The organism is Aeromonas sp. SCS5 (assembly GCF_001887375.1).
Taxonomy (GTDB): Bacteria; Pseudomonadota; Gammaproteobacteria; order Enterobacterales; family Aeromonadaceae; genus Aeromonas; species Aeromonas jandaei.
Map to the genome: position 1 here is coordinate 286,852 of NZ_LFCS01000001.1, position 20,289 is coordinate 307,140.

The 20,289-nt window shown below is 59.1% G+C and carries 18 protein-coding genes; 5 read left to right on the forward strand and 13 right to left on the reverse strand.

What is annotated here, in order from left to right; genetic code table 11:
* Window positions 1–8: 8 nt before the first annotated feature.
* Window positions 9–3,119, reverse strand: coding sequence for a putative selenate reductase subunit YgfK (gene ygfK / locus BS300_RS01360; RefSeq protein WP_071910240.1), 3,111 nt, complete (start codon window positions 3,117–3,119; stop codon window positions 9–11).
* A gap of 136 nt (window positions 3,120–3,255) precedes the next feature.
* Between ygfK and BS300_RS01365 the strand changes: the two genes are divergently transcribed.
* Window positions 3,256–3,483, forward strand: a complete 228-nt coding sequence (locus BS300_RS01365) for a hypothetical protein (protein WP_143241665.1) — start codon at window positions 3,256–3,258, stop codon at window positions 3,481–3,483.
* Between the two features lie 109 nt (window positions 3,484–3,592).
* Here BS300_RS01365 and mocA read toward each other — a convergent pair whose 3' ends face one another.
* Window positions 3,593–4,258 (reverse strand): molybdenum cofactor cytidylyltransferase, encoded by a 666-nt coding sequence (mocA, locus tag BS300_RS01370; protein WP_338429371.1) that lies wholly within the window; start codon window positions 4,256–4,258, stop codon window positions 3,593–3,595.
* On the opposite strand from mocA, the gene yqeC reads away from it, so the two are divergent.
* Both yqeC and yqeB read left to right on the forward strand, forming a co-directional pair.
* Entirely contained in the window at window positions 4,257–5,093 is an 837-nt protein-coding gene (gene yqeC, locus BS300_RS01375) for a selenium cofactor biosynthesis protein YqeC (protein WP_071910247.1), read from the forward strand. The two genes, mocA and yqeC, sit on opposite strands and share 2 nt — an antisense overlap.
* Before the next feature lie 39 nt (window positions 5,094–5,132).
* Window positions 5,133–6,725, forward strand: coding sequence for a selenium-dependent molybdenum cofactor biosynthesis protein YqeB (gene yqeB / locus BS300_RS01380; RefSeq protein WP_071910249.1), 1,593 nt, complete (start codon window positions 5,133–5,135; stop codon window positions 6,723–6,725).
* A gap of 71 nt (window positions 6,726–6,796) precedes the next feature.
* Here yqeB and BS300_RS01385 read toward each other — a convergent pair whose 3' ends face one another.
* The 7 genes from BS300_RS01385 to BS300_RS01415 all read right to left on the reverse strand — a co-directional run bounded on the left by BS300_RS01385 (window position 6,797) and on the right by BS300_RS01415 (window position 15,707).
* Window positions 6,797–7,720, reverse strand: coding sequence for a DMT family transporter (locus BS300_RS01385; RefSeq protein ID WP_071910251.1), 924 nt, complete (start codon window positions 7,718–7,720; stop codon window positions 6,797–6,799).
* 171 nt (window positions 7,721–7,891) lie between these two features.
* The gene (gene arcC / locus BS300_RS01390; protein ID WP_071910253.1) at window positions 7,892–8,824 is read right to left on the reverse strand and encodes a carbamate kinase; all 933 of its coding nucleotides are present in this window, start codon (window positions 8,822–8,824) and stop codon (window positions 7,892–7,894) included.
* Window positions 8,825–8,919: 95 nt separating this feature from the next.
* Entirely contained in the window at window positions 8,920–10,344 is a 1,425-nt protein-coding gene (gene hydA, locus BS300_RS01395; RefSeq protein WP_071910347.1) for a dihydropyrimidinase, read from the reverse strand.
* Window positions 10,345–10,448: 104 nt separating this feature from the next.
* Window positions 10,449–11,666: a YgeY family selenium metabolism-linked hydrolase gene (locus tag BS300_RS01400; RefSeq protein WP_033113252.1), complete on the reverse strand. Its 1,218-nt coding sequence runs from the start codon at window positions 11,664–11,666 to the stop codon at window positions 10,449–10,451.
* A gap of 139 nt (window positions 11,667–11,805) precedes the next feature.
* Window positions 11,806–13,005, reverse strand: coding sequence for a diaminopropionate ammonia-lyase (gene dpaL, locus BS300_RS01405; protein ID WP_041207666.1), 1,200 nt, complete (start codon window positions 13,003–13,005; stop codon window positions 11,806–11,808).
* Window positions 13,006–13,161: 156 nt separating this feature from the next.
* Window positions 13,162–14,349, reverse strand: coding sequence for a knotted carbamoyltransferase YgeW (gene ygeW / locus BS300_RS01410; protein WP_033113254.1), 1,188 nt, complete (start codon window positions 14,347–14,349; stop codon window positions 13,162–13,164).
* Window positions 14,350–14,747: 398 nt separating this feature from the next.
* The gene (locus tag BS300_RS01415; protein WP_071910255.1) at window positions 14,748–15,707 is read right to left on the reverse strand and encodes a Wadjet anti-phage system protein JetD domain-containing protein; all 960 of its coding nucleotides are present in this window, start codon (window positions 15,705–15,707) and stop codon (window positions 14,748–14,750) included.
* A gap of 217 nt (window positions 15,708–15,924) precedes the next feature.
* Between BS300_RS01415 and BS300_RS01420 the strand changes: the two genes are divergently transcribed.
* The gene (locus BS300_RS01420) at window positions 15,925–17,157 is read left to right on the forward strand and encodes an alpha/beta hydrolase (RefSeq protein ID WP_071910257.1); all 1,233 of its coding nucleotides are present in this window, start codon (window positions 15,925–15,927) and stop codon (window positions 17,155–17,157) included.
* Window positions 17,158–17,283: 126 nt separating this feature from the next.
* Window positions 17,284–17,487, forward strand: coding sequence for a hypothetical protein (locus tag BS300_RS01425; protein WP_033113256.1), 204 nt, complete (start codon window positions 17,284–17,286; stop codon window positions 17,485–17,487).
* Between the two features lie 79 nt (window positions 17,488–17,566).
* Here the strand turns inward: BS300_RS01425 and BS300_RS01430 are convergent, their stop codons facing one another.
* From BS300_RS01430 to BS300_RS01445, 4 genes are all read right to left on the reverse strand, one after another.
* A complete protein-coding gene (locus BS300_RS01430) occupies window positions 17,567–18,397 on the reverse strand; it encodes a hypothetical protein (RefSeq protein ID WP_083593323.1) in 831 nt (276 codons plus the stop codon).
* A 49-nt stretch (window positions 18,398–18,446) separates the two neighbouring features.
* Window positions 18,447–18,950, reverse strand: a complete 504-nt coding sequence (def, locus tag BS300_RS01435) for a peptide deformylase (protein WP_071910261.1) — start codon at window positions 18,948–18,950, stop codon at window positions 18,447–18,449.
* Window positions 18,950–19,432: a GNAT family N-acetyltransferase gene (locus tag BS300_RS01440; RefSeq protein ID WP_071910263.1), complete on the reverse strand. Its 483-nt coding sequence runs from the start codon at window positions 19,430–19,432 to the stop codon at window positions 18,950–18,952. The genes def and BS300_RS01440 overlap by 1 nt, the downstream gene beginning before the upstream one ends.
* A 101-nt stretch (window positions 19,433–19,533) precedes the next feature.
* Complete coding sequence (locus BS300_RS01445) at window positions 19,534–19,947, reverse strand: septal ring lytic transglycosylase RlpA family protein (RefSeq protein ID WP_050490001.1); 414 nt, start codon at window positions 19,945–19,947, stop codon at window positions 19,534–19,536.
* Window positions 19,948–20,289 lie beyond the last annotated feature (342 nt).

A 20,289-nucleotide genomic window follows, 5' to 3' on the forward strand; every position in this document is an offset into this window, starting at 1 on the left:
TGGTTCGCTCAGGCCTCGACGGCCCCCAGCAGGTAGTGGTGATGAGCGTGGACATGGCTGATGATGCGGCACATGTCAGCGAGCGCCTCGGGGGCATCCTTGATCCGGCTCTGGGCGTCTATGGTCAGGCGATAGGTCTCGCCATCCTGACGCACCCGCAGTTCGCCACCATCCGCCAGATAGAACCCGGGGTTGCGGCTGTTGTCGAAGTCCTCGGGCAGGCTGAAGATGGTGACCTTGTCCTGATAGGGCTTGCCCTGCCACGGGCAGAACTGGGCGCAGTTGCCACATTCGTTGCAGTAGGCATCCAGGTGCAGGGTCTGGAACTGGTCTTTGAAGCCCGGCACCGCGATGGCGACGTTGGCCCGGTTGGGGCAGACATCCACGCACTTGCTGCAGAGGTAGTTGCACTCGAGGCAACGGTGCGCCTCTTGCGCCACGAAGGCATCGCGCTCGTTCTTGTCAACCATGGTGATGGCGATGCTCCCCTTGCGGCGGTAGATCTCATCCTTGCCCGACGGCTGGATGGTCACTTCACTCTGCTGGCTGGCGATATGCTCGCGAGAGAGCACCAGATCCGCGGCGCGGCGGGCACCACCGATGGCACCGACGATGGAGGACGGGCCGCTCTGCACGTCACCGATGAGGAAGACGTTGCGACGGCTGGTTTCGCCGGTCTGGCCATCCACCTCGGGCCAGCCATCGTTGCCAAGAGGAATCCCCATCGCTTTGAGCACCTCGCAGTCAGGCTGCTCGCCGATGGCGGTGATCAGGGCATCCATCTGCATCACTTCGGTCTGCTCGGTGGGCACCGGACGGCGGCGGCCCTGCTCGTCAGGATCCCCCAGCGCCATCATCCGCACCGTGAGCTTGCCATCTTTGTCAAAGCGCTCCGGATTGGTGAGGAAGCAGAAACGTACCCCATCCTCTACCGCTTCCAGATACTCCTCGCGATAGGCGGGCATCTCTTTTTCGCTGCGGCGGTAGATAACGGTTACATCGCTGACACCCGGCACCTTGAGGGCGGCGCGGGCACAGTCCATGGCGGTGTTGCCGGCACCGATCACTGCCACATGGCGGCCCAGCGGCAGCGGTTTGCCCTGATTGAAGCTGCGCAGGAAGTGGAAGGATTTGTAAATCCGCTCGTGTCCCCCCTCGAGGCGCATGCCACCATTCTTGTCAGCGCCGATGCCGACAAAGACATAGGTAAAGCCCTGGGCGTGCAGCTTGTCGACGGTGAGCGCCGGATCGCAACCAAACTCGAACTTGACCCCGTGGGCGGCGACAAAGTCGATATCGTGCTGGATCAGTTCGGCCGGAATGCGGAATTCGGGGATGATGTGCTTGACCACACCACCGGCATCCGCTTCTCGCTCGAACACGGTGACCGGGTGGCCGGCACGGGCCAGGAAGTAACCGGCGGAGAGACCGGCCGGGCCGGCGCCAATCACCGCCACCGGATGCTTGTCACCACTGCCTGCCGGTTTGTGCCAGCGGGCCTTGTACCCTTCCCAGCCACGCTCCAGCGCCACTTTTTTCAGCTCGCGGATATTGAGCGCGCTGTCGTAGTCGAGACGGGTGCAGTTGTACTGGCACTGGTGATCACAGATATGACTGGTGATGGCAGGCAAGGCGTTGCGCTGATAAATCAGCTCAAGGGCTGCCACATACTCTCCCTCGCCCATCAGACGAATGTACTCGGGGATATCCTGATGCACGGCGCAGGCGGTGACGCAGGGCGCCACGTAGCAGTCGGTCAGCGGCAGGCCACCACCCACTTCGATGCGATCCTCGGACTTCCACTCCTTCTGGGTGTAATCCATGGTGAGCGCCTTGGCAGCAAGTGCCTCCAGCTTGACCACATCCACCTGACTCATGCCCCAGCTGTCCGACGCATCTATCTCTTTGAGGCACTCAATCTGACGCAGGTAGCCACCCGGCTTGAGCAGGTCGGTGGCCATGGTGATAGGACGGATACCGGTCTCGAAGATCTCCGCGATGTTGAACTTGCTGGCACCACCGGAGTAGGAGATGGGCAGCTTGCCCTCGAAGGCGCGGGACAGCACGGCGGCCACGTTGATGGAGAGCGGGAACAGCGCCCGGCCGGACATATACATCTCATCCCCCGGCAGCGCCCCTTTGCGGTTGATGGTGCCAAGGGTATTGGTGAGTTTCACCCCGAAGGTGAGCCCCTTCTCGGCCCCCAGCGCCATCAGACGGGTCAGCATCGCCTTGGCCTGATCCAGCTTGAGGTCGTGATCGAACGACTCTTCGCTCAGACCAATGTAATCAAAGCCGCAGGTATCGAGGATCTCGCGCACCCGCGGGTAGCCCAGCAGGGTCGGGTTCAGTTTGACGAAGGTGTTGAGCCCCTTCTCTTCCAGCATGTAGCGACAGATGGCCTCTATCTCGTTGGGCGGGCAGCCATGCATGGTAGAGAGGGTAACGCCGTGCACCAGATTGGCCGGGATACGATCCACCAGCTGTTGCAGGCGAGCGCGGCGCGCCCCCAGTCCCAGCTCGGCGATAAACTGCTCGTCGGCCACGAGGTCACGTACCACCTGCTGGTACTCGGCAAATTTCGGACTTTGGCTTGCATCCATCAGGCTGTGGATGAACTGCTGCATCGGTGGCTGTTTGATGCCATCGAGGTTGTAACCCACGCTCATGTTGAAGATGAATGACTTGGCCTCTCCGTCGAGACGGGGATCGAACACCTCTTCCAGCAGGTAGAGGGCAAACCAGGCTTTCAGATACTCGTCAAACGCCTTGGGCAGGGTGAACTCGGTAGACCACTCGGTGTTGAAGCACTCGTCTTCGGCATCGATGCAGGGCTTTTCCAGTTCGAGACGGTCCAGGATCTGCACCGTCTTGAGCTCGATAAAGCGCCCGCCGGTCAGCCATGAGGTGACGATGTTCTGGGCCAATTGGGTATGGGGGCCGGCTGCCGGGCCAATGGGAGTCTCGCAGGTTTCACCGAACACCTTGATCTTGCGCTCGTCCTGCTTGCGATAAAATTGTGCGGCGGGAATACCGAAAATAGTCTGACTATCTTTATATTCCGCAAAAATACGGGTCAGAAGGTTCTTGAAGGGAACGGGTCGCATAATATCGCCCATGGCTATCTCCTTGCAGCTGTTCTGCGCATTGGCAGCATGAATAAATGGGGTATCCCGCACGGGCATTACCCCTTGGCAAGGAGAGGAGCAACTATCAGGCCACTCCATCGGCAAAACTATTTTTTAGGGTAAAAGCGTGAGATGGCTCGAATTAATGAAGGCGGTTTGGCATGTCGCCATTATGATTGATGAGAGTGGTTCTCACTCACTTGAAATTTTATTCAAGGCAATGCCAGAGAAAAATGAAAAGTATCAAATCGGCAGCGATAAATATCACTTTGATAGGGTAAAAATCATCCAGCATTATCGCAAGCAAACCCCGGCCAATATGGCCGGGGTTTGCTTAAAAGTCACTGCTATATAAAAGGCGGTCGTCGCTATTTCAGTTTATCCAAAGGCTGCGAGATGACTCGGCGTTACCGCCCCGCTGGCTGCCATTGCACGCAGAGGGAGGTGGGCCCCAACGATGCGACTCAGCCCTGCTCGGTCGTAAACTCGTCGGCAGAACGCAGCTCCAGTTCGCCACGGATCAGCGCCTGATAGCGCTCGGGGGTATCGATATCAAAGAGGATGGTAGGACTCTCGACCGGTATGGTGCGATGGGGACGTTGCAGCAACCAGCGGCGCACCGAACTCTGTGCTGGCGCGGCAGCCAGCGCCCTTGCGAGGGATTTTGGCAGCAAGACCGGGTGGCCCGCCTCCCCCTCATAGCTCGGGAACAGGGCGAACTCTCCGCGTGCCTGCCACAACTGTTGATAGACCTCGCGCGGGATACAGGGCAGATCCCCGTGGCTGATAAAGAGGTAGTCAGCATCGCTGGCCGCCAGAGCGCAGCGGATGGAACTGCCCAACCCCTGCTCATAGTCAGGGTTGTGGACGATGAGGATGTCTGGGCGATTTCCATAACAGGCAGCGAGCTCGGCCCCGCGATGGCCCACGACCAAAATAATCCGGGAGCAGAAGGCCAGGGCATTTTTGAGACTTGCATCAAGAATTGTCCCCGAGCCATAAGGTAGCATCATTTTCCATGCCCCCATGCGGGATGACAAACCTGCTGCGGTAATTATACAGTCACACTGTTCACGCCCCCGAGCCTGCACCTTTTCATTCACCTCGCTATTTATTTCGGTCATTGCCATGTCCTTGCCACACTCTGTTATTCACGCGTTTCCGGATATTGGTTCGCTTTTAAATCCACTGCTTGAAAATAGTGACAACCATACCACACTAATTAGCCTTTGTGGTGCCGGCGGAAAAACCAGCACCCTGTTCTGGCTGGCGGAATATTTTTATAAGCAGGGTAAAAGGGTGCTAATTACCACCACCACCCGGATGTTTCTGCCAGCCCCGTCACACTATCGGGAATTGATTATCGAGACGGATCCCGTTCGTCAACTTACTCGCTGTCAGGCTCTGCCGGATGGCCCGACCCTGGTTGCCCTGTTCAGCCATCTCGACGAGCGCACCGGCAAAGTTGCAGGGCCGGATCTGCGCCAAATCGACCTGCTCAAAGGACAGCAGCGCTTCGATCTCATCCTGGTCGAAGCGGATGGCGCCCATCACAAGTTATTGAAAGTGCCCGCTTTGCACGAACCTTGCATTCCACACCAGAGTGACTGGGTGATCGCCCTGCTGGGCGGCGCCATGGTGGGAGCCAATGCCGAACCGGCGCAGATCCACCGCTGGGCTGAATTGCAGGCCCTGTGCGGGATTGCAGCCGGTGAGCCACTGGATTGGGCACTGTTTGACAGGCTGCTCTCCCACCCCGAAGGGGTGTTCAAGGGCACCCCGCCCGGGGCGCGCCGGATCTGGTTTATCAATGGCGATTATCAAAATGAGGCGTCGTGGCTGGCGGAATTGATAAAGCTGCAGAGCCGCCACCCCGAGATCCACGCCATCTGGCAGGGGGCCGTGCGCGAATCCCCCCCCATCCGTCACCTGATCTGCACAGCTCCGCACGGGGAGGCGCTTTAGCCTCGCCCCTGACGTTTTAAGGATGAAAAGAGGTACCTTATGAATCTGTTTGCACACGCAGCCCGACTGGAACAGGAGAACACGCCGTTTGCCATGGCCCAGATCATCGAAAGCCGGGGCTCCACCCCGCGCCATCAGGCCCAGATGCTGGTAATGGCCGATGGCCAGATCCTCGGTACCATCGGCGGCGGCATGATCGAGCGGCTGGTGATCGAGGAAGCGATGGCTGCCATTGCCGAGCGCAAGCCGCGCATCTTCCATGGCCGGATGGCGCGCAACGGTGAGCATGCGGTCGGGTCGGATTGCGGTGGTGCCATGTCGGTCTATATCGATGTCTATGGTCTGCGACCACGGCTGGTGCTCATTGGTGCCGGCCACGTCAACCGGGCTGTGGCCCATGCTGCGGCGCCGCTCGGCTTTGATGTCCATGTAGGGGATTGCTTCGAGGGGAGCCTCAACCCTGACCTCTTCCCCGCCGGTACCCATCTGGTGCAGGCCGATACCATCAGCGCGGTGATCGATAAACTGGCCATCGAGTCCGCCAACTTCGTCATCATCGCCACCAACCATCAGGACAAGGAGGCGCTGGATCGGCTCATCAGCCGTCCCCTCGCCTATCTGGGACTGCTCGCCAGCAAGCGCAAGGTGCAGACCTTCACCCAGGCGCTGCGCCAGCAAGGGGTGAGCCAGGAGCAACTGCAGCAGCTGCACGCCCCCATCGGTTACAACATCGGAGCTGAAACCCCCGAGGAGATCGCCATCAGCATCCTCGCCGAGCTGCTGCAGGTGAAAAACGGCAAATCGGGTGGGCTGATGCAGGATGATGTGCGCCTCAAGCGGGATCAACTGGTGGTGATGCGTGGCTCCGGCGATATCGCCACCGGGGTGGCACTGCGCTTGCACAATGCCGGTTTCAAGGTGGTAATGCTGGATCTCGACAAACCCACGGTGATCCGCCGCACTGTCGCCTTCGCTCAGGGGATGTTCGACGGTGAAACAAGCGTCGAAGGAGTGCGTGCCAAGCGGGTCGAGAGCGTCGAGCAGGCGTTCGAGCAGCTGGATCGGGGCGTCATTCCGCTGCTGGTTGACCCCGACTGCGCCACCCTTGCCGAGCTCAAGCCCCGCTATCTGGTGGATGCCATCCTCGCCAAGCAAAATCTCGGCACTCACAAGGAGATGGCCCCCATTACGGTGGCCCTTGGCCCGGGGTTTGAGGCGGGGCGCGACTGCGATGCGGTCATTGAGACCAACCGTGGCCACCATCTGGGCCGGGTCATCTATCAGGGCCCTGCCCAGCCCAATACCGGCATTCCCGGGGTGATCGAGGGGCACTCCGCCCGCCGGGTGGTGCGCGCCCCCGTCGCCGGAGTGATGAAGAGCATTATCAAGCTCGGTGATCTGGTGCAGGAGGGGGATGTAATCGCCCATGTGGGGGACGCTCCCATTATCGCGCCGCTCTCCGGCATGGTGCGAGGTCTGCTCAGCGATGGCATTGAGGTGACCATCGGCTTCAAGATCGGTGACATCGACCCCAGAGGCGAGCGGGCCGACGCAACTACGGTATCGGACAAGGCCCGCGCCATCGGCGGTGCCGTGCTGGAAGCCATGATGCATCTGGCCCAGCGCCGATAAGAGAGTGTTCTTAAAACCAGAAGGGCCCGCCATGATGGTGGGCCCTTTGTATTTCGTTGCCGACAATCGACTCAGCCGTGCTTGATACGGGTCTCCCCCGCCACCGACACCACCGAGCGCTTGCCCTTGCGGCTGATGACGATAAGCGCCAGCACGATAAGGGCGATGCCGCTCCCCTCCACCGGCCCCGGATTTTCGCCCAGCAGCCACCAGGAGAGCAGCACGCCGCTCACCGGCACCGCCAGGGTGCTGAGGCTGGCGATCCCGGCCGGCAGCTTTTTCAGTACGAACAACCATAGGCTCCAGGCCAGCGCCGTGGCGAAGATGGCGCTGTAGGCGAGCGCACCAAACACATAGGGCTGCCAGTCGATGGGTCGCTCCGGCACCAGCGCCGCCACCACGGCCATCACCATGGTGGCGTAGATCATCTGCCAGGTGGTGAGGGACATCAGATCCACCGCGGGGTGGCGGGCATACATCCGCTTGGCGATGATGGCGCTGATCCCCCAGCAGATGCCGGAGGCAATCCCCAGCAGCGCACTCTTCATGGAATCCAGATGCAGCTGCCAGGGCTCGATCACCAGCAGCAGGCCGCAGGCGGCCACCCCGACCGCCAGATAGTGGAGCTTGCGCATCCTCTCGCCGAGAAAGAGCGCCGCGAAGATCACCACCCAGAACGGCATGGTGTAGCTCAGAATAGCCACCTTGCCCGCCCCACCGCTGATCAGGGCCCACTGGGCCAACCCCACCATGCCGCAGGTCTGGAACAGGGCGATGGCGAGGGTATAGCGAAACGGGGTGGGTTTGAGATAACGGCGCCCGCGCAGGGCCAATACAAGCAGCAGAACCAGAGATCCGCACAGGCAGCGCAGGGCGGTGAACTCGAAGGCCCCCGTGTAGAGCATCACTTGCTTCATCACGATCCAGCTGTAACTCCAGATGGCGGTGAGCAGAACAAGCCCCCCCAGCGCCGCCATATTGATCTTTCCGCTCATTTGCTTGTTACTCACCTCTTGTCACTCATTCGCCGGATCTGCTCTCGGCGTCTTGCCCGCGCTTGAAGGCGGCCATCTTACGCCGCTCATCTTCCACTGACCATGGTCGCCCCCGAAATGAACAAGGGGGCCGACGGCCCCCGCAATCACACTCAACCCGAGCTGGAACGCCTAGCGGCTGATAAGGGTTCCCGTCTTGCCGGCAATGCCGTCGGCAGCCTTCTCCAGCAAGGTGATCAGGGATTTGCGCCCCGGCAGGGAGGTCGCGAACGAGAGCGCCGCCTCCACCTTGGGCAGCATGGAGCCCTTGGCAAACTGTCCCTGTGCAATAAAGCTGTTGGCATCGGCCACGCTCAGCTGATCGAGCCACTGCACATCGGGCTTACCAAAGTTGATGGCGACCTTCTCTACCGCGGTAAGGATGATCAGCATGTCGGCATCGATAAGCTCCGCCAGCTTGGCACTGGCCCAATCCTTGTCGATCACCGCGCTGGCACCGCGCAGGTGATTGCCCTCCCGCAGCACCGGAATGCCGCCGCCACCGACGGTGATCACCACCTGACCAGCGGCCAGCATGGCAGATACGGTCTCTTTCTCGATGATATCGACGGGTTTGGGGGATGCGACCACCCGGCGATAGCCACGGCCGGCATCCTCTTTGAGCCGCTCGCCCCTGGCCATCAATGCCTCGGCCTCCTCCTTGCTGAAGAAACCGCCGATGGGTTTGCTCGGGTCGAGGAAGGCGGGATCGTTTTTATCCACCTCCACCTGGGTCACCAAAGTGGCAACCGGCTTGTGAATACCACGCGCCAGCAAGGCCTCGCGCAGGGCGTTTTGCAGGTCATAACCGATATAACCCTGACTCAGGGCCACGCAGACCGACATGGGCAGATGGGGCGCCTTGGGGTCGTGGCGGGCCGCCACCTCGAACGCCTGCTGGATCATCCCTACCTGCGGGCCGTTGCCGTGGGTCACCACCACCTCATGCCCCTGAGCGATCAGGTCGGCAATGGTGCCCGCCGTGCTCTGCACCGCTTTCATCTGCTCGGGCAGGTTGTTGCCCAGCGCATTGCCACCAAGGGCCAGTACGATTCTCTGTTTCATCTTGTTCTCTCCAGTGATGGGACAAGCCGGCGCAATACCGGCCCACCTTTCGTTGTTCACATAAGCTTGCTGATTTGCGTATTTCGAACGGATTGTCAGCCTGCCACCAAGGGGCAAGGCGGGTGCAGATCCGGCGCCAACGCCGGATCAAAGGGCGCTCTGGCCAGAAAGCGGCCATGACCACGTCGCCCGAGAAACTCGCCATCGCGAGCGACTATCTCGCCACGGCTCAGGGTCAGCCTGATCCGGCCGGGGCAGCACATCCCCTCGTAGGGGCTGTAGTCGCCGTTGTCGTGCAACTGTTGATGGGAAATCAGGGTGTCACCACGGGGATCCATGATCATCAGATCGGCGTCAGATCCCGGTTGCAAGTTGCCCTTGCGCGGCCAGAGGCCAAACAGGCGCGCCGGGTTGGCGCTGGTGAGTGCCACGAAGCGCGACGGCGAGATGCGCCCGCCCAATACCCCGTGGGCAAACAGCAGCAGCATCCGGTTTTCGACCCCGGGCAAGCCGTTGGGGCAGCGGCTGAAATCGCCGCCCGAGAGGGTCATGCGCTGGGCGTGGGAGAAGTTGCAGTGATCGGTCGCCACCGTATCGATGTCGCCCGCAGCGATACCGACCCACAGCTTGTCCTGCTCGCAGCGTGAGCGCAGCGGCGGGCTCAGCAGATAGTCGACCCCGTTCTCCTTGTAATAACACTGCTCATCGAGCAGCAGATATTGCGGGCAGGTCTCCACCCAGACCGGCTGACCCTGACGACGCGCCAGTTTCAGATACTCCAGCCCCAAGCCGTTGGAGAGGTGGACGATATAGAGCGGCGCATTGCCAGCGAGCCGCGCCAGATTGATCATCCGGGCCACCGCCTCGGCTTCGCACTCCAGTGGGCGGCTTTGCGGGTGATACCAAGGCTCATGATGGCCTGCGGCCAATAGGGCAGCCCGGCGCGCCGCGATGGCGGCATCGTTCTCGGGGTGGACGGTGGCGAGCGCCCCCACCTCCTTGAGGCGGGCCAGGGCGCGCAACACATCGTGATCTCCGAGCTTGTACTGGTAGGTAAGATAGAGCTTGAAGCTGCTGATCCCCTCCTCCTGCACCATGGCGGCCATCTCGTGGAGGATGGCGTCATCCACATGCTGGATCACGCCGTGAAAGCTGTAATCGATCACCGTCTGATCGGCGGCATAGTCGTGATAGCGGGCCAGCTGGTGATGCAGATTGCACCCCGCCGGGCCAAATCCCATGTGATCGACGATGGTGGTAGTGCCACCACAGGCGGCGGCACGGGTACCGCTGAAAAAGTCATCGCAACTGCGGGCAATGCTCACATCGATGTTGAAGTGGGTATGGACGTCGATGCCACCCGGCATCACATAACAGCCGCTGGCATCGATCACGTCGGTCTCGCCATCGGGCTGGATAGCGGTGGCCCGCGCGCGGATCACCCCGTTATCGATCAGCAGATCCTGACGATATTCACCCTGTGCATCGACCAGCACACCGTTTTTGATCAGCCGTTTCATCCCCACCACCTCGAACATCACTTCAAACAGCAAAGCCCCGCCTCAATTGAGACGGGGCACTTGCAACTGCCGGACGGTGATGAGAGTCACCACCCGGCGCCCCCTTACTTGTCCAGCTCGGCCAGATAGAGCATGGGGATCACGGCGTACATGGCGGCGCACTTGACCAGATGCTCTTTCCAGGTCTTCTCGTTCGGGGCGTGGGCCTCCGGCTCTTTACCCGGGCCAAAACCGATGACCGGAATACCGTGGCGGCCCATGATGGAGACCCCGTTGGTCGAGAAGGTCCACTTGTCCACCACCGGCTCCTTGTTGAACAGCTCGCGATAAGCCTTGGAGAGGGTTTTGACGGTGATGTGATCCTCTTCCACCTTCCAGGTCGGGAAGTAGCACTCGGTCGGGTAGACCAGACCGGTGTAGGCCGGACGGTCGTACTGGTACATGGAGACCTCGGCACCGGCGGCTTTCACCGCAGGCAGGGCGCGGATCTCGTCGAGCGCACCTTGCCAGGTCTCGCCCCAGGTGAGGCGGCGGTCGATGGAGACGGCGCAGCTATCCGCCACGGCGCAGCGGCTTGGGGAGGTGAAGAAGATCTCGGAGACGGTCAGGGTGCCCTTGCCGAGGAAGTCGTCGTTGCCGAGGTTGTGGCTCAGCTCCTGCAGCTCGCCAAGGATCGGGCCCATCTTGAAGATGGCGTTGTCACCGCGCTCCGGCGCGGAGCCGTGGCAGCTGACCCCCTGCACATCGATGCGGATCTCCATGCGGCCACGCTGGCCACGGTAGATCTGGCAGTCGGTGGGTTCGGTACTGACCACGAACTCGGGGCGGATCTTGCTCTGCTCGATGATGTACTGCCAGCAGAGGCCATCGCAATCCTCCTCCTGCACGGTACCGGTCACCAGCAGGGTATACTGATCTTCCAGCCCGAGATCCTTGATGATCTTGCCCGCATAGACCATAGAGGCCATGCCCCCTTCCTGATCGGAGGCGCCGCGACCACCGATGATCTCGTGATCTTCCATCCCCTCATAGGGGTCGAACTTCCAGTTGGCCATGTTGCCGACGCCCACGGTATCGATGTGGGCATCCATGGCGATCAGGTGCGGGCCGTGGCCGATATAGCCCAGCACGTTGCCCATGGGGTCGATCTCGACCTTGTCAAAGCCAACCTTCTCCATCTCCTGCTTGATGCGCAGCACGACGCGCTCTTCATCGCAGCTCTCGCTCGGGATGGCGATCATGTCGCGCAGGAACTGACTCATCTCGGCCTTGTACTGGTAGGCCTTCTCCAACACCATTTCAAACGGAATTTGCTTGCTCATTGTGATTCTCCATAACAACTGAGAGTGCGCGGCCTGTTCGTCGGCCGCGCCCTGTGCCCGTTACCGCGCCCCGTTGGCGAGGCGCGATCAGTTCTTCAATTCGTCTCTCTGCTCTCGCAGGGATTACTCACAGCCGGGGTTAATCGCAGGCAGGATGTTTGCCTTCCCACACCACTTCCCGGTAGTGCTTCACATCGGTATCCCCTTCGGTGTTGATGATGAGTACGACCGAGTTGCTATCCAGCCCCAGACGTTCCATCAGCGCCGCGCGATCCGGGTGGTGACGCACCGCCGCCAGCACGCCGGTGCCGACCGAGCCCGATTCACCGGAGATGATGCGGGGGTCATTGCCAAGAGGGTTGCCAAGCACTCTCATGCCTAGTGCCGACACCTTGTCGTGACAGGAGATGAACTGGGTGGTGCAGCCCCTGAGCAGCGGCCAGCCGAGCGGATTGGGTTCGCCGCAGGCGAGACCGGCCATGATGGTGCGCATGTCGCCCCCCACGTTGACCATCTCCCCCGCCACGCCGGAGCGGTAGATGCAGTCGGCCTGATCCGGCTCGACTACGATACTGTGCAGGTTTTTCGCGCCGAAGCAGTCCACCAGATAGCCGAGCACACCGCCCGCCAGCGCCCCTACCCCGGCCTGCAGCAGCACGTGGGTCGGCTGCTTGATGCCCATATCCTGCATCTGCTCGACCGCTTCGTCGGCCAGAGTGGAGTAACCCTGCATGATCCAGGTCGGGATCTTGGTGTAGCCCTCCCAGGCGGTGTCCTGCACTATGTGCCAGCCGCGCTCTTCGGCCATCTTCATGGTCAGGCGCACGGTGTCGTCATAGTTCATATCGGTGACAATGCACTCGGCACCGAGATTGAGAATGTGATCAACCCGCTCCTGGGCAGAGCCCTTGGGCATGTAGACCACCGCATGCTGACCCACCTGCTTGGCGGCCCAGGCAACGCCGCGACCGTGGTTGCCATCTGTGGTGGTGGCGAAGGTCATCGGCTCCTTGATGGTGCGTTTGATGAGATCGAAGGAGAAATCTTCGACGGCCACCCCGTATTTTTCACAGAGCAGGTTGGCAATGGCGTAAACGCCACCGAGCATCTTGAAGGCATTAAGACCAAAGCGTTTTGACTCATCCTTGACCAGAATTTTTTTTACCCCGATATAGGCGGCCAGATCTTTCAGGTCGCACAGGGGAGTCGGTTCATAACCGGCCAGTTTTTTATGAAAGGCACGGGCCTTTTGTGCTTCGGCGCGAGAAAACAGGGGAGATGGTTCACCGGTAAAAAAACGGTTATCGGCAATATCCATCTTCAGAGAAAATTGGGACATGCGTACCTCATCCAGATTATGGGGTCGGGAGCCATCTCACCGGGAAATCCGATATTCAGATACCACGGGGAGAAAACTCACGACAATTCCGCTGTTGTAGCAGGCAGGGGAATGATTACCCCTGCCATTTCTTTTATTTATTTCAGCCAACGCTATTCATTTAACCCGCTTCTGGGCCTCTTTCAGCAGCGTTTCGAGGGTCTCTCCTGGGGCGGAGAATTTACGGGCCATGATCATGGCAGCGATAATATAGGGCTTCCAGCTCGCCTCTTTATAAGTGGCGATACGATATTTCTCGAATACCCCTTCGGTTACTTCGCCCTCTTTACAGGAGACACCGGAAATATCGGCCGGGAGGCAGTGCATATAGAGCGCTTCGCCCCCCTTGGTGAGCTTCATCATCTCTTCGGTGCAGTGCCAATCCTTATGCTTGGCGTTCTGCTCAAGGCAGTGTTTCTCCAGCTCCTTGAGGCCGGCGTGGTCATTGGCACGCAGCAGTTCGGTACGCTGTTCCATCACCTTGTAGGGAGCCCAGGACTTGGGATAGACGATATCGGCATCCTTGAACGCCTCTTCCATGGAGGTGACCTGACGGAAGCTGCCGCCGGATGCCTTGGCATTCTCCTTGGCCACTTCGATCACGTCCGGGATCAGGTCATACCCTTCCGGGTGGGCCAGGGTCACATCCATGCCAAAGCGGGTCATCAGGCCGATGATGCCCTGCGGCACGGAGAGCGGCTTGCCGTAGCTCGGGGAGTAAGCCCAGGTCATCGCAATCTTCTTGCCCTTGAGGTTTTCCAGGCTGCCGAAGTGCTCCTGCAACCAGGCGAGATCAGCCATAGACTGGGTCGGGTGATCAATGTCGCACTGCAGGTTGACCAGTGCCGGACGCTGGGGCAGCACCCCCTTCTCGAACCCTTCGTCCAGTGCGGCGCCCACTTCACGCATATAGGCGTTACCGGCCCCCAGATACATGTCATCGCGGATACCGATGGCATCGGCGCAGAAGGAGATCATATTGGCGGTTTCACGGACGGTTTCACCGTGGGCGATCTGGGATTTGCCCTCATCCAGATCCTGTTGGGCCAGACCGAGCAGGTTCAGTGCAGAGGCATAAGAGAAGCGGGTTCGGGTGGAGTTATCGCGGAAAACCGAGATACCGAGCCCGCTGTTAAACAGTTTGGTAGCAATATTTTCGGCACGCAGTGTCTTGAGGGATTCGGCCAGTTTCAATACCAGTTCAAGCTCCTGAGGTGTTTGCTCCCAGGTCAGCAGAAAATCTTTTTCATGCAGGTTGGATTTGAGTGCTTTGATCTCTTTGATTAACTCGTTCACTGCTTTCATCGTTCGCCCCAATTCGTTGGATGATATATGAATAGCTCCCCAGTCACTCACGATGTCACCAGCATCCCGGTTATGGGTGAGCTCATCGGTTAGCGTCGATATAGGGCAATCAATAAGCGTGCCAAGGTAAAGATTTGCTGTGGAATAATAAAAAATGGCAAAAGTATGTGATGAGCGCCACAAAAATAGTAGCGATTAGCCCTATTTGGCTGATGAGGTAATGCGCGCACTGAATTTATCCTGCTGCGACCACATACCTATGGGGTGATAAAACCGAGTCACGGTAGAGATAATTATCATCTGGACGCATCGCTCGGGGCTGAAATGATATAAAGCAGACCAACTTTATCATTATGATAAGCAGCCGGGAGGTGACTGCCCTCCCCTTTAACACTCTGCTACTCAAGCGCCCACAGACGCCAGTGCGGCGCAGCAATCAATACCTCCTGTTCCAGCCACTTTCCATCGGTGATCAACTCATCGAGCCAAGGGAGAGCTCCCCTCACTCTTTCCTCTTTACGCCAGTGCACCTTGCCAACCACCTCCGTAAAAGCTCCTACGGGACGGGCATAGTGTTCCAGATAAGTGTGGATAGCGTCGGGAAGCCAGAGCATGGCGGGACGATGAAGCTCACGGGCCAGTTCAACGGCGATATCGATGCCACGTTGATCAAGATCGCCAAAGTGAGCCCACTCTATGCTTTGAGGCAGCAAGGGGATCAGCCGTTTGGCAAGTCTGGTATTGCGCCCGGGGGCAAACAGCAACAGTTGTCCCGGCTGCAGCGGGTAGTCGATAAAGGCCCCTTTGTTCTCCACTGTAATAACGCGCTCCCCTTGCCAGCCGATGGCCGCCAGCGTGCCCAGCGCCCGCTCCGGCAACGCCAATTCCCCCAGCAGCGCCATCACTGCCGTCATATCTTGCTGCTGACCGTGCATATCGACCAGCGAGAGCGGTTCGAGGGTACGGATTCGGATCACCTCATCCTGTGTCAGCGTCAGATTCGCCAGTTGTGGATCCGGACATTCAGTGCGCGGATGCTTGCTGTCCCCATACCAGAGCGCATACCCGCAGGCTTGATTCAGCCGCGGCGGCAACGTCACGCCAAGAAGCGCCAGTTGCTCACGCTTGTTCGGTTCCGGTGGCACCACCTGCGCCAATTGTCCGATCAAATAAGCCCGTCCCGCCTCGGTCAATACATGACGGGCACTGCGTCCGACAGGTCTTAAGCCACAATGAGTCTGCAACAGCTCCTTCAACTCGCGACCATGTCTGCTCTCAAGAGAACAACCCTTCTCGTTCCGGCTATCGAGCAACCTTGCACACAACTCCTGTACCCGGATCTCATCAAACAACGACATCTCACCTCTCCCTGACAGCGTCATATGAGGAAGTAGATGTGATTTTCCTTGCGGTTACCGTGACCAGCTTCGCAAGAGAACTTTTCAACGCCTGTGCGCCCGCCAATGCATTTGATGAAACTGGTAAACACAGGCCAAAGGGCGCAAGCTGGTTTGGCCTGCAGACCATTCGCAGCATGGCTACCACCCACGTTACTCACCACAGCAAGGAGTGCTTATGACCGATGCCGCTGACAAGTCGCCCTCCTCCTGGCAGCTTTCGGATATCCGCGAGCTGGCGCAACTGCTGACCCAGGCGCTGCCCGCTACCGTGCAGATAACTGAAGCGGTGCATCAGGCGGTGCTGGGCGGTATGGGTATCAAGGGACGGGACAAGGGTAAAACGGCGGGTCTCACCGGGCTTATTTACAAGGGGGTTCACGGGGCGGCCAATAGCCTCGGCAGTGGTATCAATGGCCTGCTGGCCCGCCTGCCACTCCCGACGCAACCTTCTGCGGCAGAGACGCCCAAGCGCGCTGCTCTGCTTGCAACCCTCAATGGCGTGCTGGGTGACAAGCTGGTCGAGCAGCAAAACGCCCTCGCCACCCCGATGACTCTGCGCTATCAGGGCAAGCAGCTCGATTGGCAGACCATGCCAGCCGACCTTCCCCACACGGGGCGAGTGCTGCTGATGATCCATGGCCTCTGCATGAACGATCTGCAGTGGCACACCCGCTATCAGGGGAAATCCGTCAACCATGGCGAAGCGGTAGCCAAGGCGCTTGGCTATCTGCCTCTCTATCTGCGCTACAACTCGGGTCTCTCCATTGCCAGCAACGGGCAGGCGCTGGCGCTGCAGCTGGAGGAGCTGTGTGACCGATGGCCGGGGGCCATCAAGCAGCTCAGCGTGCTGGCTTACAGCATGGGGGGACTGGTTATCCGAAGTGCCTGCCATTACGCCCAAATCCACTCACTGCGCTGGCCCAAGCGACTGCGGCATCTCATCTTTCTTGGCACACCGCACCACGGCGCGCCGCTCGAATCCGCTGGCCACTGGCTGGAGCAGCTGCTGCCAGTCACCCCTTACAGCATGCCCTTTGTGAATCTGACCCGCATACGCAGCCAGGGCATTCGGGATCTTCGCCATGGCAAGGTCATCGACGCCTCCCGCAATAACAGGGAGCGCACCATAGGGCGTGATCCCCGCCAACCGCTCCCGCTTCCAAGCGACGTAGCCTGCTTTGCCATCGCCGGCACCACATCCGCCAAACGCACCCTGCTGGCAGAACGGCTGATTGGCGATGGACTGGTCCCCCTGCGCAGCGCGCTGGGCCTGCACCGGGAGCGCGCACATCAACTCGACTTTCCCCCCGAACATACCCTGATTGTCTATCGCACCACTCATATGGCCCTGCTCGGCAGCCCGGAGGTCGGTGCACAACTGCTGGACTGGCTTGACGATGCCAGGTGATCCCCCTTCTCTTTGCATACCGTTTCAGAAATTTGGTCGAACAGCGCCAATCGGGCGCCGCATGCAGTGCTCGCAGCAACTAGCCTTGGAGGCAGTGTTTGATATGAGCCAGCAGTGGAGCGCCATATGTTCTCTTACACCCTCACCTTCAAGGATGATGTCGACCGCCTGACCGCCCCCGAGCAGGAGGTCTCCTTGCAAAGCCCTGCCCAGGCGGGCGATTTCCTTATCCTCTCCGACGGTAGCCGCCATCAGGTGATGTTTGTCACCCACAGGGCCAACTACAGCAGCCTCTATCTCGATAAAGGGGTCAGGGTGCCGCAAAGCTAGCGAAGCTCATCCCTCAGTTTGCGAAAGCAAAAGAGCGGCACCTGGCCGCTCCTTGATCTCTCTTTATGTGGATTTGCTGTCACAGCACCTTGATCACCGGTTGGTGCACTATCTCGACGTCGTCTTTATAGACCACCAGCTCACCCGGTGGCACGCCTCGCTCACCCAATACGGTGACGACGCACTCGTAGCGATAGGGGCCGCTCGTGAAGAGATAGGTATGATTGCCCCCCGTCCCCTCCACCCTGACGGTACCATTTTTCAGCACCAGATCCGGCTTGTCGGCGAGCGTCTTGCCCCTGGCCCAGGAGGCATAGCGATAGTGGCCATCGTCCAATTCGTCGATGCGGATGATAAATTTCTCGGTCTGCCACATCAACGCGGGGCTCTTGTACTCCCGCACACTGGGATGCAGACCGCTTTTCTGCCTGGCGATAAGCTCGGCTTTCAATTTGGCGGCCTGCGCCGTCTGATGATTGATACCGATGACCTTGCCATCAAAATCCATCCAGACCTCGCCACTGCCCAGCATGATGCCGCGCCAGCCCATGGTCTGCCAATCCTGCCCGACCCGGGAGGTAGCGATGCTTTTTAATATGGCGTCATCAAACACCTCGTCAAAACGGATCAGCATCTCCGCCGGGGTTTTGATGGCGGGAATGGGATACTCCTGCTTGAAGGGGTACTTCATCTGGTTGGCAAGGGCCTGATGATCCCGGGCTTCTGCCGCATCGACCAACTGCTGCACAAAGGGGCGATATTCGGCCGGCAGCTGCTCTTCATCGGCTGATACGGGGAGAGCGACCCACAATGTTCCCAGCAACAGCAGTGCCTTCAGCCCATAACGTCCCCGTACCTCATTGCCATTGCGGCCAAACAGTGCCCTGACATTCCATCTTGCCACTTTCATTCTGCCTGCTCCCCACATAACTAAAACGGCCAGCCACTATCCGCAGACATTAGCTGGCGGACTTGAGCGATTTTTTAACGCGTTTGAGTGCCATCTGCCGCTTGAGCGGTGACAGGTAATCAATGAACAAGTTGCCATCCAGATGATCAATTTCATGCTGCATGACAATGGCCAAAAAATCGCTGCTTTCGATGGTGATCGGATTGCCTTTTCGATCCAGTGCAGATACCACCACCGAGCTGTAACGCTCGACATCCGCATAATAATCCGGCACGGAGAGACAGCCCTCTTGTCCAAGCACCTTTTCAGTACCGTTTATCACTTGTGGATTAATCAAAACCAGCGGCTGATCCCTGCTCTCGGACAAGTCGATAATAACGACGGCCTCTTTACGCCCGACTTGAGTCGCGGCCAAACCAATCCCGTTTTCCGTCGCATACAGGGTCTCCAGCATGTCATCGATCAGCCCCTGTACGGCAGCAATATCCTCAACCCGCTCGGCCTTGAGCCTCAACCTGGGATCGGGAGCCGTCAAAATATTCAAAATCGCCATCACAACTCTCCATTAACCACTTTTTTCAATCCGAGGTCACTGCCCAACGGCCGGGACATGGAGACAAACGCCTGATCCTCTTCGACCACGTTGTAACCAAGGCGTTGATAAAACCGTATCGCCCCATGGTTCTCTGTGAAGCTGGACAGGGTGACCCGGCATTTCCCCTCACGCTCAGCCTCCTGATGAAGCCGTTCCATCACGGCAGCGCCAAGCTGCCGCCCCTGATACTGAGGGAAAATGATCAGCAGATGAACATGCTGGGCATCCTCATATGGCTTGCAACATAACAGACCAATGCGCTCTCCCCCATGCAGGATCCACGAAAACCATTGCGGCAAATATGAGCTGGCTAGCCGTTCGCGTTGAAATTGGTCATCCCAGCCAAAGAGCGACTCAACATAGGGAAAAATCCCCTGTTTCACGACAATAAAGACCTGCTCAAATTCACTTTGCGGCATATTAATCAGCTCAATATCCATCTCTTTCCCTGCTCAAGCCATAATTGGGATACGCTGTGAGCGCACAATCACCCTATTACGATTTTTCCAAACGACTGCAGATTCTGAAGCATCACGAGCGGTCACAACACCTCAACCTTCACCTTGATAACACCTTCGCGAATATTGGCGATGGAGCCGAAGGCGGATTTGGAAAGATCGATAATTCGCCCGCTTTTAAAGGCGCCGCGATCATTGACCTTGACCACTACGCTCTTGCCATTGGCGAGGTTGGTCACCCGCACCATGGAGCCAAAGGGCAACTCCATATGGGCGGCGCTATTGAGATTGTTGCGATAGAGCTCGCCGCTGGCGGTCTTTTTGCCGTGATAGCGGTCGGCATAATAGCTGGCATAACCGGTCTCGCTATAGCCGCGCCAGCTGCCGCCGTGGCTCTCGTCATAACGGCTGCTACAGGCTGCCAGCAGCAGGCAGACAAGCAACAGCCCCCCTTTGCAGGCCGATTGCACCACTCCTTCTCTCCCGATGCCGCGCATCTACTTCTCCTCGCTCACCTTGCCGGGTAGATAGCCCGGCGGATCATCTCACGTCGCAGTAACGGGGAGATTCTCCCCATACCGGCAAGCCACCGCAATGTAGGCGGCCCCTTGCCATCATGGCGCCCAGCCCGGTGCCAGTGCAGTGGCCACCGCGATTGTTGCAATTAACACAGGATTTAAATCACCACTGTTGCACCCAAGAGACAATCAAAGGGCAACTTCTCTGCTCTCGTTTGCCAACTCGAGCACGCAAACACCCTCCGATCTGCGTCCGAAACGCAGCACAACAAGAGGGATACTTAACCAGAACCGGGCAAGCCCGTTCATCCGCAGCCTTAC

Excerpts from the sequence above, each read along its gene's own strand:
- ygfK (WP_071910240.1), bottom strand. The coding sequence starts at position 3,119 with ATGGGCGATATTATGCGACCCGTTCCCTTCAAGAACCTTCTGACCCGT.
- yqeC (WP_071910247.1), top strand. The coding sequence starts at position 4,257 with ATGTCCTTGCCACACTCTGTTATTCACGCGTTTCCGGATATTGGTTCG.
- mocA (WP_338429371.1), bottom strand. The coding sequence starts at position 4,258 with ATGGCAATGACCGAAATAAATAGCGAGGTGAATGAAAAGGTGCAGGCT.
- yqeB (WP_071910249.1), top strand. The coding sequence starts at position 5,133 with ATGAATCTGTTTGCACACGCAGCCCGACTGGAACAGGAGAACACGCCG.
- BS300_RS01385 (WP_071910251.1), bottom strand. The coding sequence starts at position 7,720 with ATGAGCGGAAAGATCAATATGGCGGCGCTGGGGGGGCTTGTTCTGCTC.
- arcC (WP_071910253.1), bottom strand. The coding sequence starts at position 8,824 with ATGAAACAGAGAATCGTACTGGCCCTTGGTGGCAATGCGCTGGGCAAC.
- hydA (WP_071910347.1), bottom strand. The coding sequence starts at position 10,344 with ATGAAACGGCTGATCAAAAACGGTGTGCTGGTCGATGCACAGGGTGAA.
- BS300_RS01400 (WP_033113252.1), bottom strand. The coding sequence starts at position 11,666 with ATGAGCAAGCAAATTCCGTTTGAAATGGTGTTGGAGAAGGCCTACCAG.
- dpaL (WP_041207666.1), bottom strand. The coding sequence starts at position 13,005 with ATGTCCCAATTTTCTCTGAAGATGGATATTGCCGATAACCGTTTTTTT.
- ygeW (WP_033113254.1), bottom strand. The coding sequence starts at position 14,349 with ATGAAAGCAGTGAACGAGTTAATCAAAGAGATCAAAGCACTCAAATCC.
- BS300_RS01415 (WP_071910255.1), bottom strand. The coding sequence starts at position 15,707 with ATGTCGTTGTTTGATGAGATCCGGGTACAGGAGTTGTGTGCAAGGTTG.
- BS300_RS01420 (WP_071910257.1), top strand. The coding sequence starts at position 15,925 with ATGACCGATGCCGCTGACAAGTCGCCCTCCTCCTGGCAGCTTTCGGAT.
- BS300_RS01425 (WP_033113256.1), top strand. The coding sequence starts at position 17,284 with ATGTTCTCTTACACCCTCACCTTCAAGGATGATGTCGACCGCCTGACC.
- BS300_RS01430 (WP_083593323.1), bottom strand. The coding sequence starts at position 18,397 with ATGAAAGTGGCAAGATGGAATGTCAGGGCACTGTTTGGCCGCAATGGC.
- def (WP_071910261.1), bottom strand. The coding sequence starts at position 18,950 with ATGGCGATTTTGAATATTTTGACGGCTCCCGATCCCAGGTTGAGGCTC.
- BS300_RS01440 (WP_071910263.1), bottom strand. The coding sequence starts at position 19,432 with ATGGATATTGAGCTGATTAATATGCCGCAAAGTGAATTTGAGCAGGTC.
- BS300_RS01445 (WP_050490001.1), bottom strand. The coding sequence starts at position 19,947 with ATGCGCGGCATCGGGAGAGAAGGAGTGGTGCAATCGGCCTGCAAAGGG.